General features: G+C 57.4%; 12 protein-coding genes and 1 pseudogene. All 13 read left to right on the top strand.

Features of this window, described 5'->3' with window-relative positions:
* Window positions 1-29: 29 nt before the first annotated feature.
* The 13 genes and pseudogenes from HY282_01145 (at window position 30) to hslU (ending at window position 17,857) form a co-directional block, all read left to right on the top strand.
* Window positions 30-1,064: a rod shape-determining protein gene (locus HY282_01145; GenBank protein ID MBI3802355.1), complete on the top strand. Its 1,035-nt coding sequence runs from the start codon at window positions 30-32 to the stop codon at window positions 1,062-1,064.
* Between the two features lie 85 nt (window positions 1,065-1,149).
* A complete protein-coding gene (mreC, locus tag HY282_01150) occupies window positions 1,150-1,989 on the top strand; it encodes a rod shape-determining protein MreC (GenBank protein ID MBI3802356.1) in 840 nt (279 codons plus the stop codon).
* 54 nt (window positions 1,990-2,043) lie between these two features.
* A complete protein-coding gene (gene mreD / locus HY282_01155) occupies window positions 2,044-2,580 on the top strand; it encodes a rod shape-determining protein MreD (protein MBI3802357.1) in 537 nt (178 codons plus the stop codon).
* Complete coding sequence (mrdA, locus tag HY282_01160; GenBank protein MBI3802358.1) at window positions 2,531-4,414, top strand: penicillin-binding protein 2; 1,884 nt, start codon at window positions 2,531-2,533, stop codon at window positions 4,412-4,414. The genes mreD and mrdA overlap by 50 nt, the downstream gene beginning before the upstream one ends.
* Window positions 4,415-4,464: 50 nt before the next feature.
* Window positions 4,465-5,580: a rod shape-determining protein RodA gene (gene rodA / locus HY282_01165; protein MBI3802359.1), complete on the top strand. Its 1,116-nt coding sequence runs from the start codon at window positions 4,465-4,467 to the stop codon at window positions 5,578-5,580.
* Window positions 5,581-5,709: 129 nt separating this feature from the next.
* A complete protein-coding gene (locus tag HY282_01170) occupies window positions 5,710-7,263 on the top strand; it encodes an Rne/Rng family ribonuclease (protein MBI3802360.1) in 1,554 nt (517 codons plus the stop codon).
* Between the two features lie 220 nt (window positions 7,264-7,483).
* Window positions 7,484-9,880 (top strand): Ig-like domain-containing protein, encoded by a 2,397-nt coding sequence (locus HY282_01175; GenBank protein ID MBI3802361.1) that lies wholly within the window; start codon window positions 7,484-7,486, stop codon window positions 9,878-9,880.
* Window positions 9,881-10,012: 132 nt separating this feature from the next.
* Window positions 10,013-11,098 (top strand): DNA-protecting protein DprA, encoded by a 1,086-nt coding sequence (gene dprA / locus HY282_01180; protein ID MBI3802362.1) that lies wholly within the window; start codon window positions 10,013-10,015, stop codon window positions 11,096-11,098.
* 71 nt (window positions 11,099-11,169) lie between these two features.
* Window positions 11,170-13,443: pseudogene (gene topA / locus HY282_01185) on the top strand (type I DNA topoisomerase).
* Window positions 13,444-13,593: 150 nt separating this feature from the next.
* Entirely contained in the window at window positions 13,594-14,952 is a 1,359-nt protein-coding gene (gene trmFO / locus HY282_01190; protein MBI3802363.1) for a methylenetetrahydrofolate--tRNA-(uracil(54)-C(5))-methyltransferase (FADH(2)-oxidizing) TrmFO, read from the top strand.
* Complete coding sequence (gene xerC / locus HY282_01195) at window positions 14,910-15,821, top strand: tyrosine recombinase XerC (protein MBI3802364.1); 912 nt, start codon at window positions 14,910-14,912, stop codon at window positions 15,819-15,821. Before trmFO ends, xerC begins: the two co-directional genes overlap by 43 nt.
* Window positions 15,814-16,365: an ATP-dependent protease subunit HslV gene (gene hslV, locus HY282_01200; protein ID MBI3802365.1), complete on the top strand. Its 552-nt coding sequence runs from the start codon at window positions 15,814-15,816 to the stop codon at window positions 16,363-16,365. Before xerC ends, hslV begins: the two co-directional genes overlap by 8 nt.
* 109 nt (window positions 16,366-16,474) lie before the next feature.
* The gene (hslU, locus tag HY282_01205; protein MBI3802366.1) at window positions 16,475-17,857 is read left to right on the top strand and encodes an ATP-dependent protease ATPase subunit HslU; all 1,383 of its coding nucleotides are present in this window, start codon (window positions 16,475-16,477) and stop codon (window positions 17,855-17,857) included.
* The last annotated feature ends 38 nt before the right edge of the window (window positions 17,858-17,895 follow it).

A 17,895-nucleotide genomic window follows, 5' to 3' on the forward strand; every position in this document is an offset into this window, starting at 1 on the left:
TTTGAATCTTAAGTGAAATTGATGAGGGGATGATGGGACTGACAAGCAGCATCTTGGGATGGTTTTCGAATGACCTGGCGATTGACTTGGGAACGGCGAACACGCTGGTCTATGTGCGGGGAAAGGGGATTGTCATCAACGAACCTTCGGTGGTTGCAATTGAGCGGAAATCGGGAAAGGTGGTCGCCATCGGGGCCGAGGCGAAGAAGATGCTGGGACGCACCCCAGGCAACATCGTCGCCATCCGGCCGATGAAAGACGGGGTGATCGCCGACTTCGAGATTGCCGAGAAGATGCTGAATCATTTCATCAAGAAGGCCCATAACCGAAACACCTTCGTCCGCCCGCGTGTGATCATCGGCGTCCCCTCGCGGGTGACGCAGGTGGAGCAGCGGGCCGTTCGCGACTCCGCAGAACTCGCCGGGGCGCGCGAGGTCTACTTAATCGAGCAGCCGATCGCCGCCGCCATCGGCGCGGGGCTTCCAATCGCCGAGCCTTCCGGCAACATGGTGGTCGACATCGGCGGCGGAACGACCGATATCGCGGTCATCTCGCTCGCCGGTATCGTCTACTCCGAGTCGGTGAAAGTGGCCGGCGACAAGATGGACGACGCCATCGTGAATTACATCAAGCGCAAATATAACCTTCTGATCGGGGACCACATGGCGGAGCAGATCAAATTCGAGATCGGCTCGGCCTACCCGCTGGAGGAGAAGAAGACCTACATGATCAAAGGGCGTGATCTGATCTCCGGCATTCCGAAGACGCTCGTGATCGACGACGGCGAGATCCGCGAGGCGCTGGCGGAGCCGATCTCTGCGATCGTCAATGCCATCAAAGTGGCGCTGGAGAACACCCCGCCCGAGCTCGCCGGCGACATCATCGACCGGGGGATTGTTTTGACCGGCGGCGGCTCGCTCCTCCGCGGCATGGATACGCGCCTTCGTGAAGAGACGAACCTCCCGATTATCACGGTCGACAATCCCCTGAACACGGTGGCGTTGGGGACCGGAAAGGCGCTCGACCAGCTGAGCCTGCTCCGAAGGATCTCGATCTCCTCTTAAGCTGAAAGGTTTTCATGGTCATGGCAGCAGGCCTAATAAAAGGGTATTTCAGGAACACTCCGTGATTTCACGAATAGGTCGACGCATGATTCGTCGGAGAAGTATCTACAAGCGCTTCCTCGTCCTCTCCTTTGTCCTCGGCTTGACGATCATTTTCATCTCACCCGAACTCCAGAAGAAACCGCTCCGGTGGCTGGAAATTCCCATCGGCGGGCTCGTCTACTACGTTCAGAATGGGACGTCCTCGGTCTTGAACGGCGTCGGCGGAATTTGGAAGGGCTATGTCGGCCTCATTCATGTTCGGGAAGAGAATGAGCGTCTTCGGATAGAGATGGATCGGCTTCGGGGAGAGAACAATCAACTGAAGGAAGACGGCGCGTTGGCCCAACGGCTTCAATCGATTTTAAATTATAAACAGAGTGTGCCGGTCGGCATGGTCACCGCGGGGGTGATCGGTCGAGAGCCGACCCACTGGTATCGAAGTGTGATCATCAATAAAGGCGATGCCGACGGGATCAAAGTCGATATGGGGGTCATCACCCCGCAAGGGGTGGTGGGGAAGATCATCAAGACCGGACCCCATCATGCCCAGGTTCTTTTGATGACCGATCGAAGCAGCGCCGTCGCCGCCGTGGTTCAGCGCACCCGCGATGAGGGGATCGTCCAGGGGATGGAGGAGGGGACGCTTCGGCTGAAGTACCTTCCTCATTTTTCGGAGGTCACGGTGGGAGATGCGGTCGTTACCTCCGGCTTGGAGGGGAGTTTTATAAAAGGGCTGAAGATCGGTGAGATCGAGAAGGTCGAGAAGAAAGAACATGAGCTCTTTCTTCAGGTTAAATTGGCCCCCCAGATCGATTTTGGGAAATTGGAAGAGGTCTTGATCATCACCTCTACCGCCGAGAAGGGCGGGAAAGCGGGTTCTTAAGATGCCGCGGAGCAGTCCGAATCGAACCGACCTGGAAAAGGAAACCGGGCTAAAATGAGATGGCTCTCCCGAATCGTCATTTTCCTCCTATTAATCCCGGCGCAGACCCTTCTGCTGGAGCAGATCAAGATCGGCGGGATTAAGCCGGACCTGGCTTTGATTCTCGTCTATTGCTTCGGCTGGGCCGGCGGTGAGGTACGCGGACTCCTGTGGGGGGTCGCTTTGGGAGGGCTCGTCGATTTTTTTTCGATCGGCCTGTTGAGCGTCAATTTTTTTTTAAAAATGGTCATCGGTTTCACGGTCGGGATGTTGGGGAGGTCTTTACTCAACCTCTCTTTTTTGTGGAATACCCTGATTTTCTTTTTCGTCTCGATCCTTCATGATCTCCTCGGCACGCTGATCATCGAAGGGGTGGGCGAAGGGGGTCTCTTTCCGATGATTCATCGCGAGATGATCGGAAGGGCATTTTATAATTCTTTCTTTGCGGCCGGTCTGTTATTTCTCTTTGCAAAGAGAAGGGCTGAGAAAGGGACAATCGATCATGCGGGAATCCTATTTACCCCAGGAGGAAACCCGGGATCTGCAGACTAGGATCTATTGGCTCTTCGGCCTGATCATTTTAGCCTTGTTCGGTCTTCTCCTCCGCGCTTGGTATCTGCAGATCGTCAAGGGAAAGTTCTACCTTGAAATGTCCGAGAACAACCGGATGCGGGTGGTGGAGACCCCTCCTCCCCGCGGCCTCATCTACGATCGGAACGGAAACCTCCTCGTCAACAACGTCCCGAGCTTCAACCTCTATGTCGTTCTCGGCGACATGCCGAATCAGTCGCACGTCCTTCCCCGTCTCGCCACTCTGATCGGCATGTCGGAAGAGGAGCTGAAGCGCCGCGTCACGATCAAAAAAGAAGATCCCTTTTTTCCGATCAAAATAAAAGATGACCTTACGATGCGTGAAGTGGCGGTGGTCGAGGGGCATGGATTGGACCTCCCCGGCGTGAAGATCGAGGCCGAATTCAAACGAAACGCGATCTACGGGACGCTGGCGGCCCACCTGCTCGGCTATGTCGGAGAGATCTCCCAGGTGCAGATGGAATCTCACAACTATTCCGAGATCGGCCGGGGGGCGATCATCGGCCAATATGGGATTGAACAGACCTTCGATTCGATTATCCGGGGGACTCCCGGGCAGAAGGGGATTGAAGTCGATGCGCTGGGCCACGAAATACGCGTGCTGAAGGTGAAAGAGCCGATGCGCGGAGATGATATTTTCTTGTCGCTCGACCTCAACCTCCAAAAAGTCTCCGAGGAGGCGCTTGGTTTGCAGAGCGGGGCGATCGTCGCGATGGACCCGAAGAACGGCGACATTCTTGCCATGGTGAGTCACCCCGCCTTTAATCCGAATCTTCTCTCCCAGGGGGCGAGCTCCCGCGCCTGGGATGCCCTTCTCAAAGATGAGGGGCGGCCGCTGACCAACCGGATCATCCACGGGCAATACCCTCCCGGATCGACCTTCAAAATCGTCATGAGCGCCGCGCTCTTGGAGACGAAAGAGGTGACCCCCGCGAACCGGATCGAATGCCGTGGTTTTCTCCCCTTTGGAAACAGGCATTTTAAAGACTGGAAAAAAGGGGGGCATGGGTCGGTGGACCTCTACCGGGCAATGGTCGAGTCGTGCGACGTCTATTATTACGAGATGGGAAATCGGCTCGGAATCGATACGATCGCGAGATTCTCGCATCTCTTCGGTTTGGGACAGCCGACCGGGGTGGAGCTCTCCTCGGAGAAGGGGGGCTTGATCCCGAGCACCGACTGGAAGCGGCAGGTTCGGAAAGAGCCGTGGTATCCGGGGGAGACCCTCTCCGTTTCGATCGGACAGGGGTATGTCACGGTGACGCCGCTTCAGCAGGCGATGATGATCAGCACCGTCGCCAGCTCCGGGGTGCTCCATCAGCCGAAACTGCTCAGGAAGATCCGGGATCAGGAAACCGGATCGGTCCAAGAGGTTCCGACCCCTGAGGGAAAACGAATTCCGGTTTCGGCCGAAACCTTTCGCGTGATCCAGAACGCCTTGGCCGGGGTCGTCTCCGAACCGCATGGGACCGCCTATGGATCAAGATCGAAATTCGTTTCGATGGGAGGAAAAACCGGAACCGCCCAGGTGATCGGAATGAAGGGGGGTGTCCATGGAAAGCTTCCCGACAAGTTCAACGACCATGCTTGGTTCGTCGCCTTCGCGCCGGTGGAAGATCCAAAGATTGCAGTCGTGGTCCTGGTGGAAAATGGGGGTCATGGCGGGTCGGCGGCTGCGCCGCTCGCTAGAAAAGTCATCGAGGGGTATCTCAACGTGGTTCCTCCGGGAACCTCTCCCGACTCGATAACGGTCAAAAGCCCGGCGCCCGTTCCGTCGATTCCGGATGAGGGTTAAGGCGATCGACGTCGGCGAACGGTTTTTAGAACGCTTGAAAGGAAATTCGAATGATTGATCGGAGAAGCATCGCCGGTTATGATTGGCTCCTCTTTGTGGTGGTCATTCTGATCTTGGGAATGGGGGTCCTCTCGATTTACAGCGTCACCTTTGCGCCCGCCGCGATGCGGACACCCCTTTATATCAAGCAGGTTTACTGGATTGTGCTCGGCTGGGTGGTCTTCCTGGTGATGGCCTGGATCGACTACCACGAAATTGCACGGTTTGCCTATCCGATCTATGCCGTGACGGTCGTCTTGCTGCTGGCGGTGTTGGTCATGGGACGCAGCGCCCAGGGGGCGCAGCGATGGCTTTCCCTCGGTTTTATGTCGATCCAGCCGTCGGAGCTGGCGAAGATCAGCCTCCTGCTCGTCTCGGCAAAATATTTCTCCGATTATTATCCCAAGAGAGGGTTGAATTTCAGGCAGCTGCTGCTGCCGGGAGGGCTCGTCCTCTTTCCGATGCTGCTTATCTTAAAGCAGCCCGATCTCGGCACCGCCCTGGCGGTCTCCTCCGTCTTCTTCGCCATGGTGCTGGTGATCGGCTTCCGATCCAAATTCTTGATCTACTCGTCGCTTCTCTCACTGATGATGTTTCCCTTCCTCTGGCAATTTTTTTGGAATCATCTGAAGGACTATCAACGCGAGCGGCTTCGAACCTTTATCGATCCGACCAACGACCCGATGGGAACCGGCTACCATATCATTCAGTCGAAGATTGCGGTCGGATCGGGGGGGCTTTTTGGAAAGGGCCTCTTTGGGGGAACGCAGAGCCAGCTGAAATTTCTGCCGGAGAGCCACACCGATTTTATCTTCTCTGTTTTCTCCGAAGAGTGGGGATTTGTCGGGATCGTCGTCCTCTTTGTCCTCTTTTTCTTCTTGGTCCTTTGGGGAATTGAGATCGCCTACAAGGCGAAGGATGCGTTGGGATCGCTTCTGGCCGTCGGCGTTGTCGGATTGATTTCGTTCTACTTTCTGGTCAATGTCGGAATGACGCTGGGGGTCATGCCGGTCGTCGGCGTTCCCCTTCCGCTGATGAGCTATGGGGGAACATCGATGGTCACCACCATGGGCTTGCTTGGCCTTCTTTTCAATGTTAAATTAAGACGATTTATGCTATTTTATTAGGATTGATCATGGGGGACGGAGCGGAAAAACGACACTGAAGAAACCGGCGGTCGCGTCGCGGATCGAACCCTCTCCACGCTTTTAACGTTCCCCTTATCCCACCCTTTCTGCCATTTTAAGAGGATTACTATGTCGATAGAGATTGTCATTAATTCTACCCGCGAAGAGACCCGGGTGGCGCTGCTCGAAAACAAAATCGTAACCGAACTTTATTTTGACCGAAAGAAAGACCGCGGCATCGTCGGCAATGTCTATAAAGGAAAAGTGGTCAAAGTGCTGCCGGGGATGCAGGCCGCTTTCGTCGATATCGCCACGGAAAAGGCCGCGTTCCTCTATGTCGCCGATGTAATGACCAACATGGACGACTACTCCCATATGATGGAAGAGGCCGAGGAGGTTGAGGAAGAGCCGCTCGAATTCGACGAGAATGCCGAAACGGCAACCCAAGTGCCGGTCATGACCCGTCCGAAAAAGGGGGGCTCTCAGACGATCGAGGACCTGCTTCAAGAAGGGCAGGAGGTGGTCGTTCAGGTGTCGAAGGAGCCGATCGGGACCAAAGGCCCGCGCGTCACGACGTACATCTCGCTTCCTGGCCGCTACCTCGTTTATATGCCGACGGTGAACCATGTCGGCGTCTCCCGCCGGATTGGGCGGGACGATGAACGTCATCGGCTCAAAGACATGATCATGCGGCTCAGAAAGCCGGGGGCCGGCTATATCGTCCGGACCGTCAGCGATGGCATCACAGAGGAAGAATTTAAGCAGGACATCGAATTTTTGGAAGTGGTCTGGCAGAACATTCTCAAGAAGCGTGAGAAACTTCCCGCGCCGGTGCTGCTTCACACCGATTTGGACCTGGTCTTTCGGACCGTCCGCGACCTCTTTACCAAAGATGTCGATAAGCTGACGATCGATTCAAAATTGGAATATGAGCGGATCAAGGAGTTCGTCGGCACCTACCTTCCCACTTTCCTCACCCGTGTGGAGCTCTGGGACAAAGATGAGCCGATCTACGACGCCTATGGTCTGGAGATGGAGATCTCCAAGGCGAAGAACCGGCGGGTCTGGTTGAAGTCGGGTGGATACATCGTCGTCGATCACGCCGAGGCGCTCACCGTCATCGATGTCAACACCGGCCGCTACGTCGGCAAACGCGACCTCGAAGAGACAATCTTAAAGACCAATTTGGAAGCGGTCAAGGAGATTTCCTATCAGCTCCGCCTCCGGAACATCGGCGGGATCATTATCATCGATTTCATCGACATGGAAAAGGAGAAGAACCGAGAGAAGGTCTTCAACGCACTCCATGACGCGATGAGCAGCGACAAAGCCCGGACGCACATTTTGAAGATCTCGGAGCTGGGGCTGGTCCAGATGTCGCGCGAGCGGACGCGGGAAGACATTTTAAGAATTCTCTGCGAGCCCTGTCCCTATTGCGAGGGGAGAGGCTACACCAAGTCGCCGACCACGATGTGCTACGAGATTTTCCGGGAAATTCGCCGGATCGGATCTTCTCCGAGGGATAAAAAGATCATCATCGGGGTTCATCCGACCGTCGCGAATCTCCTCTATGACGAAGAGCGGCATGGGGTCGAGGAGTTGGAGCGGGAATATCATAAAAAGATTATCATCAAAGCCGATTCCAACCTCCACATCGAACAATACGACATCGTAACCCTTTAATCAGGTGGGTCGGGTGGGTGTCCTTTCCCACCCGATCGTTCTATCCTCTCATGTCTGAATGATATATTTTGCATGTTTTAGGAAGGTAATTGCATAACCTACTGTTTGCCATCTCCCCCTCTATACACAGAATCGTTGACAATTGATAAATCAATCGGCCCCGTTATTGCAATTTTCCCTCCCTGCTGTAGGCCAGCCGGCCTGCCGTAGGGGGGATACATTGTTCCAAAGAACACGGTTCCAATTATTGCTGTTGCTCGCCGCGCTTTTTCTTTCCGCCTGTGGAAGCGGCGGCGGAGGCCAGCCGGCCGGTCCGGGGGTCGCCGCGGTGAACCCCGCCGATCAGGCGACCAACGTTCCCGTTGATTCTTCGGTTCAGGCAAAATTCTCGACCAAGGTCGATCCGGTCACGGTGAACGAGAAGAACTTTTTTATCCTTGATACGACGGGTCAGATGGCCGGCGCGGTGACCTATGAAGATGACACCGCCGTCTTCAAGCCGAGCCAGCCCTTGGGGAAGGGAAAGCAGTACAGCGCCGTGCTGACCACCGGAATCAAAGACCTCGACGGGGTCGCCCTCTCATCCAACTTCACCTGGTCTTTCAGCACGGAAGGGACACCGGGAAACGATACGACGGCTCCCACCGTCATCTCAACCATTCCTCAGGACAGTGACACAGATGTTCCGGTCGATGCGCCGATCCTCGTCATTTTTTCAGAATCGATCAACCCCAGCACCCTCAACGCGCAGACCTTTTTTGTTAAAGGAATCACCGGGGCGATTGTCTACGACGATGCAACCCACCGGGCCAGGCTGACCCCTTCAAAGCCGCTTGCCTTCTCCACAACCTATCAGGTGACCCTCACAAAAGGAATCACCGATGCGGCTGGAAATCCGCTCGCCGCCGATCAGACCTGGGAGTTCACGACCCGCCGAAACCCGGACACGGCTCCCCCTCGGGTTGTTACTGAAATTCCAGCCGACAAAGCAACCGGCGTTGCCACCAATACGAAGATCTCGGTCACGTTCGATGAGAATGTCGATGACTCGAGTCTCCGCACCCGGTTTATCCTGAACGATCTGACCGGGGCGACTATCCCGACGACCTTTACTTACGACCAGAATTCAAAAACCGGCACGCTGGCTCCGACAGCGCTTCTTGAATCTAATAAAACTTATAATGTCGCCGTGAAAAGCGGGGTCACCGATCTCAGCGGCAATGCGACACCGAGCGATACGAATTGGTCCTTTACGACGCTGAATATAGATACCACTCCGCCGACGGTTTCGGCTAGAACGCCTGCTCCGGATGCAGTCTCCGTTCCGGTGAGGAGCCCAATCACGGTGACATTCAGCGAGCCAATCGACTCGGCAACGTTGACCGGCAATTTTATTGTTACAAGTCAATCGGGCAATCCGGCTGGACAGATTAATTATGATGCCACATTGAATAAAGCGACTTTTGTTCCGGCTTCTCATTTAAAATATAATACCGTCTATAGGGTTTTATTGAAAAATCCTGTGATTCCAGGGAGTGCGATCAAAGACCTGGCCGGGAATAATCTGGCTGACCCAGGCTGGTCGTTCACGACGGTCGATGCGCCCGTGATATCCAGCAAATCCCCTGATGTAAATGCGCAAAACGTTCCAACAAATACTACCATCCAGGCTACCTTTAATCATTCGATGAACGCGGCGACCATCAATTTAAATAGCTTTAAGGTCGTAGTTGATAATTCTAACCCGGTAAGTTCTGTGGACGGCTTAGTGGGATATGACGATAGTCGGCATCAGGCCACATTTACCCCCACAAATTCATTGGCGCCTAATACAACCTATCGTGTAACATTGACTACTGCGATTGAAGACGCGGCCGGAAATCCGCTTGAGAGCGATGTAACAGACTGGACATTTACAACCGCACAGCCCCTGGATTCTCCTCCAACGGTTAACAAAGCCACTAGCAATCCGCCAGACGGGGCCACCAATGTTTCTATTAATATATCGAGTATCATCGTTCGATTCGACCGCCCGGTTGACAAGAACAGTGTTCAGGGCCACTTCCTAATTTCGCCCCCAGTAAATGGTTCTCTCTGCCCCGACCTTAGTTGTCCCGATCCGCAAACGATTGTCTTTAATGTACAGGGGCCGTTGAGTTATGACACACCATACACAGTGACTTTAGATGTAGGGATTCGCTCTGCCTCGGGAGCAGCCACTGGGGGGACGCAGGAGCTACACTTCAGGACCGAAGCCGCTCCCGATACGACCCCGCCGACGGTGGTTCATACCGATCCCACCGATCAGTCGACCAATGTCCCGTCGGACGATCAGAATCCGCTCCTCATCCGCGTTGACTTCAGCGAGGCGGTCGCGCCCGCGTCGGTGACGCCCACTTCCTTCCATGTCCAGCGGATCGAGTCGGAGTTCGACAAGCCCGATTTCCCAGGTAGCTATACCTTCAGTGGTGCGACGGTGACCTTTACCCCCTCTACCCATTATCGCAAAGGGAAAACCTATCAGGTCACCTTGACGGCCGAGATCACCGACTTGGCCGGAAACCAGCTCCAAGCCCCTGTCATGCCTGTCGTCTTTTCATTTAACATCGCCCCGTGACCTCTTTTCTTCACCCTGGTTTAGGATCGTGCACGCGGCAGCGCTCGATTCACCTTTTAGCGCGAGCGGTCATGCTTGACACCCCTCCCGGCTCCTGTATAATAAGCCCCCATTTCTCCAAGGGGGAGGCCGATGGAGCGGTATCGCGGCTGGCTGGCATTGAAGCGGGTGACCGGAATCGGGAATGTCGTCTACAGGCGGCTGCTCGATCGATTCAAAACCCCGGAGGGGGTCCTTGGCGCGTCGGCGGAGTCGCTGCTCACCGTCCATGGGGTCTCTGAAGAAGTCGCTCGGGAGATCTGTACCTTCAATGCATTTGACCAGGTCGATCTGGAGCTGGAGAAGATCTCTGCCGAAGGGATCTCACTTCTTTCCATTCAGGACCCTGATTATCCTCCTTTATTAGCGGCGATTCACGATCCGCCTCCCCTCCTTTATATCAAAGGACAGCTCGGGGAGGCCGATCCTTATCCGATCGCCGTCGTCGGAACCCGGCACCCGACCCACTATGGAAAGACGGTTGGAGACCGACTCTGCCGCGACATGGCCGAGCAGGGGATGACGATCGTCAGCGGCTTTGCGCGGGGAATCGATGCTGTTGCCCACAAAGCGGCGTTGGCGGCGAAGGGACGGACGATCGCGGTGCTTGGATCGGGGATCGATCAGATGTATCCCCCCGAGCATCAAGCGCTGTCGGTCGAAATCGCCGAGCAGGGGGCGGTGATCTCCGAATTCCCGATGGGATCGCCGCCCGAGGCGTATCACTTTCCCCAGCGCAACCGGATCATCAGCGGACTCTCGCTCGGTTGCCTGGTGGTCGAGGCGGCACGCGACAGCGGCTCGTTGATCACCGCCCGGCTGGCGCTGGAGCAGGGGCGCGAGGTCTTCGCCGTTCCGGGCTCGATCGGCTCTGAGATGAGCCGAGGGACCCATCAACTGATCCGCTCCGGCGCGAAGCTGGTGGAAGGAATCGATGATATCCTGGAGGAGGTCCTCCCGCAGCTCAGGAGGAGGCCGAGGGGACCGGCCGCACCGGAGCCTCACCTCGAAGGGGGGGAGAAAAAAATTTATGACCTCCTCAGCTTTGAGCCGAAGCACATCGACCGGCTGATCGAGGAGAGTGCGCTGACCATCCCCCTCACCTCCGTGCTTCTCCTCTCGCTCGAACTCAAGGGGGTGGCCCGCCAACTCAATGGACAGTTTTATGTTAGAATATAAAGGAACTTCAATTTAAGAGGGACGGATCATTGGCTAAAGCAACGAAAAAGAAAGGCGAATCAGGCAAAAAAGCCAAGTCGCTGGTCATCGTCGAATCTCCTTCCAAAGCGAAGACGATCTCGAAATACCTTGGGAAGAAGTTCGAGGTGATGGCCTCTGTCGGCCATGTCAAAGACCTTCCCAAATCGAAGTTCGGCATCGACATCGATCACGACTTCGAGCCGGAATATGCCGTGATTAAGGGAAAGGCGAAAGTCCTCTCCGAGATCAAGAAGGCGGCAAAATTGGCCGACAAAATTTACCTTGCACCCGACCCCGATCGGGAAGGGGAGGCGATCGCCTGGCATATCGCCCAAGAGCTCAAGACGCGCAACGGCGACGTCTACCGGGTTCTTTTCAACGAGATTACCGAAAAGGCGATCCGGCAGGCGATGGAGTCGCCCGGCAGCGTTGATATGAAGCGGGTGAACGCCCAGCAGGCGCGCCGGGTGCTCGATCGGATTGTCGGTTATCGGATCAGCCCGCTTCTGTGGGAGAAGGTCCGGCGGGGGCTCTCCGCCGGCCGGGTTCAGTCGGTGGCGGTCCGTCTGATCTGCGAGCGGGAAGCGATTGTCCAGGCGTTCGTTCCGGTGGAATATTGGAGTGTAACGGCAAAGCTGCTTGGGGCGAACCCTCCCCCTTTCCTCGCCCGGCTCCTCTCCCGCGCCGGGTCGGCGATTGAGATGGGAAACGAGACGCAGGCCCAGGCGGTGGTCGATCACCTTCGGTCCCAGACCTTTGTCGTCTCTAAGATTGAGAAAAAAGAGCGGAAGCGGAATCCGACCCCTCCTTTCAGCACCAGCCGGCTGCAGCAAGAGGCGGCCCGGAAGCTTCGGTTTACCCCGAAGAAAACCATGATGTTGGCGCAGCAGCTCTATGAAGGGGTCGAGACCCGCGCCGAAGGGGCGGTCGGTCTGATCACCTATATGAGAACCGACTCGGTCCGCGTCTCGCCCGACTTTCAGCAAGAGACGGCAGGGTGGATCCGCGAGAAGTACGGAGAGAACTATGTCCCCGAGACCCCTCCGGTTTATAAGAGCAAAAAAGGGGCGCAGGAAGGGCATGAAGCGATCCGCCCGACCTCGCTCGCCCGCGATCCGGAGCTGGTCAAGGACGACCTCACCCGCGATCAATACATGCTCTACAAATTGATTTGGAATCGGTTCGTCGCCAGCCAGATGACCCCGGCGGTCTTCGACGTCACCCGGATCGATATCACCGCCGGCGATTTTCTCCTCCGCGCCTCCGGTTCGATCATCAAGTTCCCCGGCTTCTCCATCGTCTACATGGAGGGAACCGAAGAGGGGATCCCGCAAGAGAAAAAAGAGGGGGAGGAGGCGGACGAGGCCTCCGACGAGGCGGTGATCCTGCCGGAGCTGACGGTCGGTGAGCGCCTCACCCTGCAATCGCTCGATCCGAAGCAGCACTTTACCCAGCCGCCCCCCCGGTACAATGAGGCGCTCCTCATTCATGACCTCGAAGAGAAGGGGATCGGACGGCCGAGCACCTATGCCTCGATCATCTCGACGATTCAGGATCGGAAATATATCGAGAAGCGCGAGGCGCGTTTCTATCCGACCGAATTGGGAAAGGTCGTCAACGAGCTGCTGATCCAGCACTTCCCGGAAGTGGTCAATGTCGAGTTCACCGCCCGGATGGAGAGCGAGCTCGATGAGATTGAAGAGGGGGAAAAAGAGTGGGTCGAGACGGTCCGTGGCTTCTACGAGCCGTTCAGCAAGAGTTTCGACCGCGCGGCGGTCGAGATGCGCGACGTCAAGCGGGAGGAGACCCCGACCGACCTGACCTGCGAGAAGTGCAGCAAGCCGATGGTGATCAAGTGGGGCCGATTCGGCCGCTTCATCGCCTGCTCCGGCTACCCCGACTGCAAAAATACGAAGGAGTTCGTCGAGACCGACCACGGAGTCGAAGTGGTGGAGAAAGAGGTTGCGACGAACGAGGTTTGCGAGAAGTGCAGCAAGCCGATGGTCATCAAAAACGGCCGGTACGGCCGCTTCATGGCCTGCTCCGGTTATCCCGAATGCGAGAACACCAAGGCGATCAGCACCGGCGTCACCTGTCCCGAAGAGGGATGCGGCGGCAGCCTGATCGAAAAGCGGACCCGGCGGGGAAAGAACTTCTTCGCCTGCAATCGCTACCCGAAATGTAAATTCGCCCTCTGGGATCGTCCGACCCCCCGCGCCTGCCCCGAATGCAAGGCGCCGTTCCTCCTCGAGAAGCGCGACTCGGGCGGCGGCGTGAAGGTCGTCTGCCGCAACGAAGAGTGCGGCTACGAAGATGCCGGTTGATTTTGTCTCTCTCCTTCCGTAGAATAAACAAACGCTCAGTGTAAAAACGACTTTTAACTGTAGGGGCACGGTGAATCCCGAAGCAAACGCTTCCGGGACCCTAAAGCGGGCCGTGCCCCTCCTTATTTAATGATAGGTATCGAATCGATCATGTCTGATACGGATAAGAAGCTCATCGTCATCGGCGGGGGCTTGGCCGGCTCCGAGGCGGCCTGGCAGGCGGCGCAGCGGGGGGTCTCGGTTGTCCTCTATGAAATGCGGCCGGTCCGGCAGACGCCGGCGCATAAAACCGGAGATCTGGCCGAACTGGTCTGCAGCAATTCGCTCGGCTCGCTCGATCCGAACAGCGCGCCCGGCCTCTTGAAAGAAGAGATGCGGCGGCTCGGCTCGTTGATCGTCCGTTCGGGAGAGGCGGCGCGGGTTCCGGCCGGGGCGGCGCTCGCGGTCGACCGGGCGCTTTTCTCGAAGGAGATCACCGACGCGCTCCGGAGCCATCCAAAAATCACGATCTTGCATGAAGAGGTCAAAGAGATCCCGTCGGAGGGGGTGGTGGTGATGGCGACCGGCCCGCTGACGTCGGACGGTTTGGGCGCGTCGCTTCGGATGTTGACCCGCGCCGACTATCTCTATTTCTTCGACGCCATCTCGCCGATCATCGATGCGGAGAGCATCAACACCGACGTCGTCTTCCGCGCCTCCCGCTACGACAAGGGGGGGGATGACTACCTCAACTGCCCGATGGACGAGGCCCAATATGATGCCTTCTACGCCGCGCTGATGGGGGGAGAGAAGGTCGAGGCGAAGGAGTTTGAGAAGGTCCCCTATTTCGAAGGGTGTCTGCCGATCGAAGTGCTGGCGGAGCGGGGGCGGCTCACCCCGGTGTTCGGGCCGATGAAGCCGGTCGGCCTGGTCGATCCGAAGGGCGGCAAAGAGCCGTTCGCCGTCGTCCAGCTCCGGTCGGAGAACCAGTTCGGCAGCTGCTACAACATGGTCGGTTTTCAGACGAAGCTGAAGTGGCCGGAGCAGAAGCGGGTTTTCCGGATGATCCCCGGCTTGGAGCAGGCCGAATTTCTCCGGCTCGGAAGCCTCCACCGGAATACCTTTATCAATGCACCGCGGCTCCTGACCGAGACGCTCCAGATCCGGACCCGACCCGGTCTCTTCATGGCGGGCCAGATCGTCGGGGTCGAGGGGTATGTCGAGTCGGCGGCGATGGGCGGCTTGGCCGGAATCAATGCGGCGCGGCTCCTTCAGGGGGAGAAGACGGTGATCCCTCCGAAGACGACTGCGCATGGGGCGCTGATTCAATACATCACACAGAGCCACCCCGCCTTCTTCCAGCCGATGAACACCAACTTCGGCCTCTTCCCACCGCTGGAACAGACCGACAAAGCGGTGAAGGGAAAAATGAACAAAGCGCTTCGGCATCAGAAGGTGGTCGAGCGCGCCCTCGGAGATCTCGGCCAATGGATCGCGCAGTCGAAGATTTTACCCGATACCTCACGATAGAACAAAACGCCTCGCCGCACACCTTGAGGAATTACCTCTCCGACCTGGAAAGGTTCTGTGCCTTTTTGGTAGGAGACCGGGGAAGAGAGCAATCGAAGCTGCCTTCTCTCGGTTCGATCGACCATTTGACCATCCGCGGCTACCTCGCCTTTCTCCAGAAGCAGGGGGCGAAGAAGACGACCGTTGCGCGGAAGCTCGCCGTCCTCCGGACCTTCTTTCAATATTTGGTTCGGGAAGGGCGGGTCTCGGTCAACCCCGCCAAGCGGGTGGCCAGCCCCAAACAGGAGAAACCGCTTCCGAAGTTTCTCACCGTCGACCAGGCCCAGGGGTTGATGACGGCGCCGGCCGGCGAGGGATGGCGCGTCTTGCGGGACCGGGCGATCCTCGAAACATTCTATTCGAGCGGGATTCGGATTTCCGAGCTGGTCGGGCTGCAGCCGGACGATGTCGATTTCGTGTCGGGGATGGTGAAGGTGTTCGGAAAGGGACGAAAAGAGCGGATCGTTCCGATCGGCCGAAAGGCGCTCGAGGCGCTGCGCGTTTATTTGGCGGCCCGGCCTGCCGCGGCGGAGGGGCTTTTCTGCAACGCGCGGGGAGGACGGATCACGACCCGGAGCGTCGATCGGCTCGTCAAGAAATATGTCCGGCAGATCGACCAGCCGAACGCCGTTCCGCACAGCCTGCGCCATACCTTTGCGACCCATCTTTTGGAAGGGGGGGCCGACCTTCGGTCGGTCCAAGAGATGTTGGGACATGTCAGCCTTTCGACGACGCAGCGGTATACCCACATTCAATTCGACCATCTGATGGCGGTGTATGACAAGGCCCATCCGCGGGGAGAGGGGAGCGACAGGAAGCGGGATGAGTAACGAGTCGGAAGCAAGGCGGATTCGCTCGACCACCATTCTTTGCGTCCGGAAAGACGGGCGGGTGGCAATGGCGGGAGACGGCCAGGTGACGTTCGGCCAGACGGTGATGAAGCACAACGCCAAGAAGATCAGGCGGATCTATAATAATCAAATTCTCGCCGGCTTTGCCGGCGCCACCGCCGATGCCTTTACGCTCGTCGAGCGGTTCGAGGGAAAGCTGGAGCAATATCACGGCAACTTGGCAAGGGCGGCGGTCGAGCTGGCAAAAGATTGGCGGACCGATCGAATTTTAAGGCGGCTGGAGGCGTTCCTCGCAGTGGCCGACCGCGATCACTCGCTGATCGTCACCGGCACCGGCGACGTCGTCGAGCCGGAGGACGGGATCTTGGCGATCGGCTCGGGCGGCCCCTATGCGCAGGCGGCCGCGCGGGCGTTGGTGGAAAACTCTTCTCTCGATGCGCGAGGAATCGTCGAGAAGGCGATGGCGATCGCCGCCGACATTTGCATTTATACGAATCGAGAGATTATGATCGAGGAATTATAACGCGGTCGGCTCCGGTGAGTGTGGCGTGTCGCAGATGAGTCAATCGGGATCAACAGATCGCCTGAACCGGCTGCAGAGGTCAAGATAAAAGGGGTGATTTCTAGAAATGATGTTCGCTGACGATTACAGCCATTTGATTCCACGGAAAATTGTCGAAGAGCTCGACAAATATATCATCGGCCAGCGCGAGGCGAAGCGGATGGTCGCGGTCGCGCTGCGAAACCGCTGGCGGCGCCAGCACCTGCCGCCGGAATTGCGCGACGAGGTCCTCCCGAAAAATATCATCATGATCGGCCCGACCGGGGTCGGAAAGACGGAGATCTCGCGCCGCCTCGCCAAGCTCGCCGGCGCCCCCTTCATTAAGGTCGAGGCGTCGAAATTTACCGAGGTCGGCTATGTCGGCCGGGATGTCGAGTCGATGGTACGCGATCTCGTCGAGCTCTCGGTCAATATGGTCAAGGCCCAGCATGGCGAAACGGTGAAGGAGAAGGCGGCGAAGCTTGCTGAAGATCGCCTCCTCGATCTCCTCCTTCCTCCCCCCGCCGCGGCGCATGTGCCCGGTATTTTCAGCGAGACGCGGGAAGCGGCGGCCCCCGCCTATTCCGAATCGTACGAGCAGAGCCGGGAGAAGCTCCGGCAACAGCTCAAAGACGGAAAGTTGAACGAGCGGGCCGTTGAGCTGGAGGTAAAAGACAAAGGGATGCCGCCGATCGGGGTGATCTCGAACGTCGGAATGGAAGACCTGGAGTCGAACCTCCGGGAGATGCTCGGCAACATGATGCCGGGGAAAAAGAAGAAGCGGCGGGTCAAAGTCCCTGAGGCGCTTACGCTCCTCGCCCAAGACGAGTCGCATAAGCTGATCGACATGGACGAGGTGGTGCGCGCTGCCGTCCAGCAGGCCGAGAACGCCGGGATTATTTTCGTCGACGAGATCGACAAGATCGCGAGCCGAGAGAAAGGGGCCGGCCCCGACGTCTCCCGCGAAGGGGTTCAGCGCGATCTCCTCCCGATCGTCGAAGGCTCGACGGTGAACACCAAATACGGCCCCGTGAAGACCGACCATATTCTCTTTATCGCTGCCGGCGCGTTTCACACCGCCAAGCCGTCCGATTTGATCCCGGAGCTGCAGGGGCGCTTTCCGATCCGGGTGGAGCTGACCTCGTTGGGAAGGGAGGAGTTCGTCCGGATCTTGACCGAGCCGCAGAATGCGCTCACCCGGCAGTATGTGGCGCTCCTGGAGACCGAGGGAATCCATCTTGAGTTCACCCGCGACGCGATCGAAGAGATCGCGGCGACCGCGGTGAGCGTCAACGAGCGGGCGGAGAACATCGGCGCCCGACGCCTCTTCACGATCATGGAGCGGCTGCTCGATCAGATCTCCTTCGAGGCGCCGGAGATGACCGAGAAAAAGGTGATCATCGACGCCAAACATGTCCAAGAGCGGATGCGGGATGTCGTGAAAGACGAAGACCTCAGCCGGTATATTTTGTAAACATGAACAAGGAGTCAGAAGTCAGACGGGAAAGAAGA

The sequence above is a fragment of the Candidatus Manganitrophaceae bacterium genome (assembly GCA_016200325.1).
Classification (GTDB): Bacteria; Nitrospirota; Nitrospiria; order SBBL01; family Manganitrophaceae; genus Manganitrophus.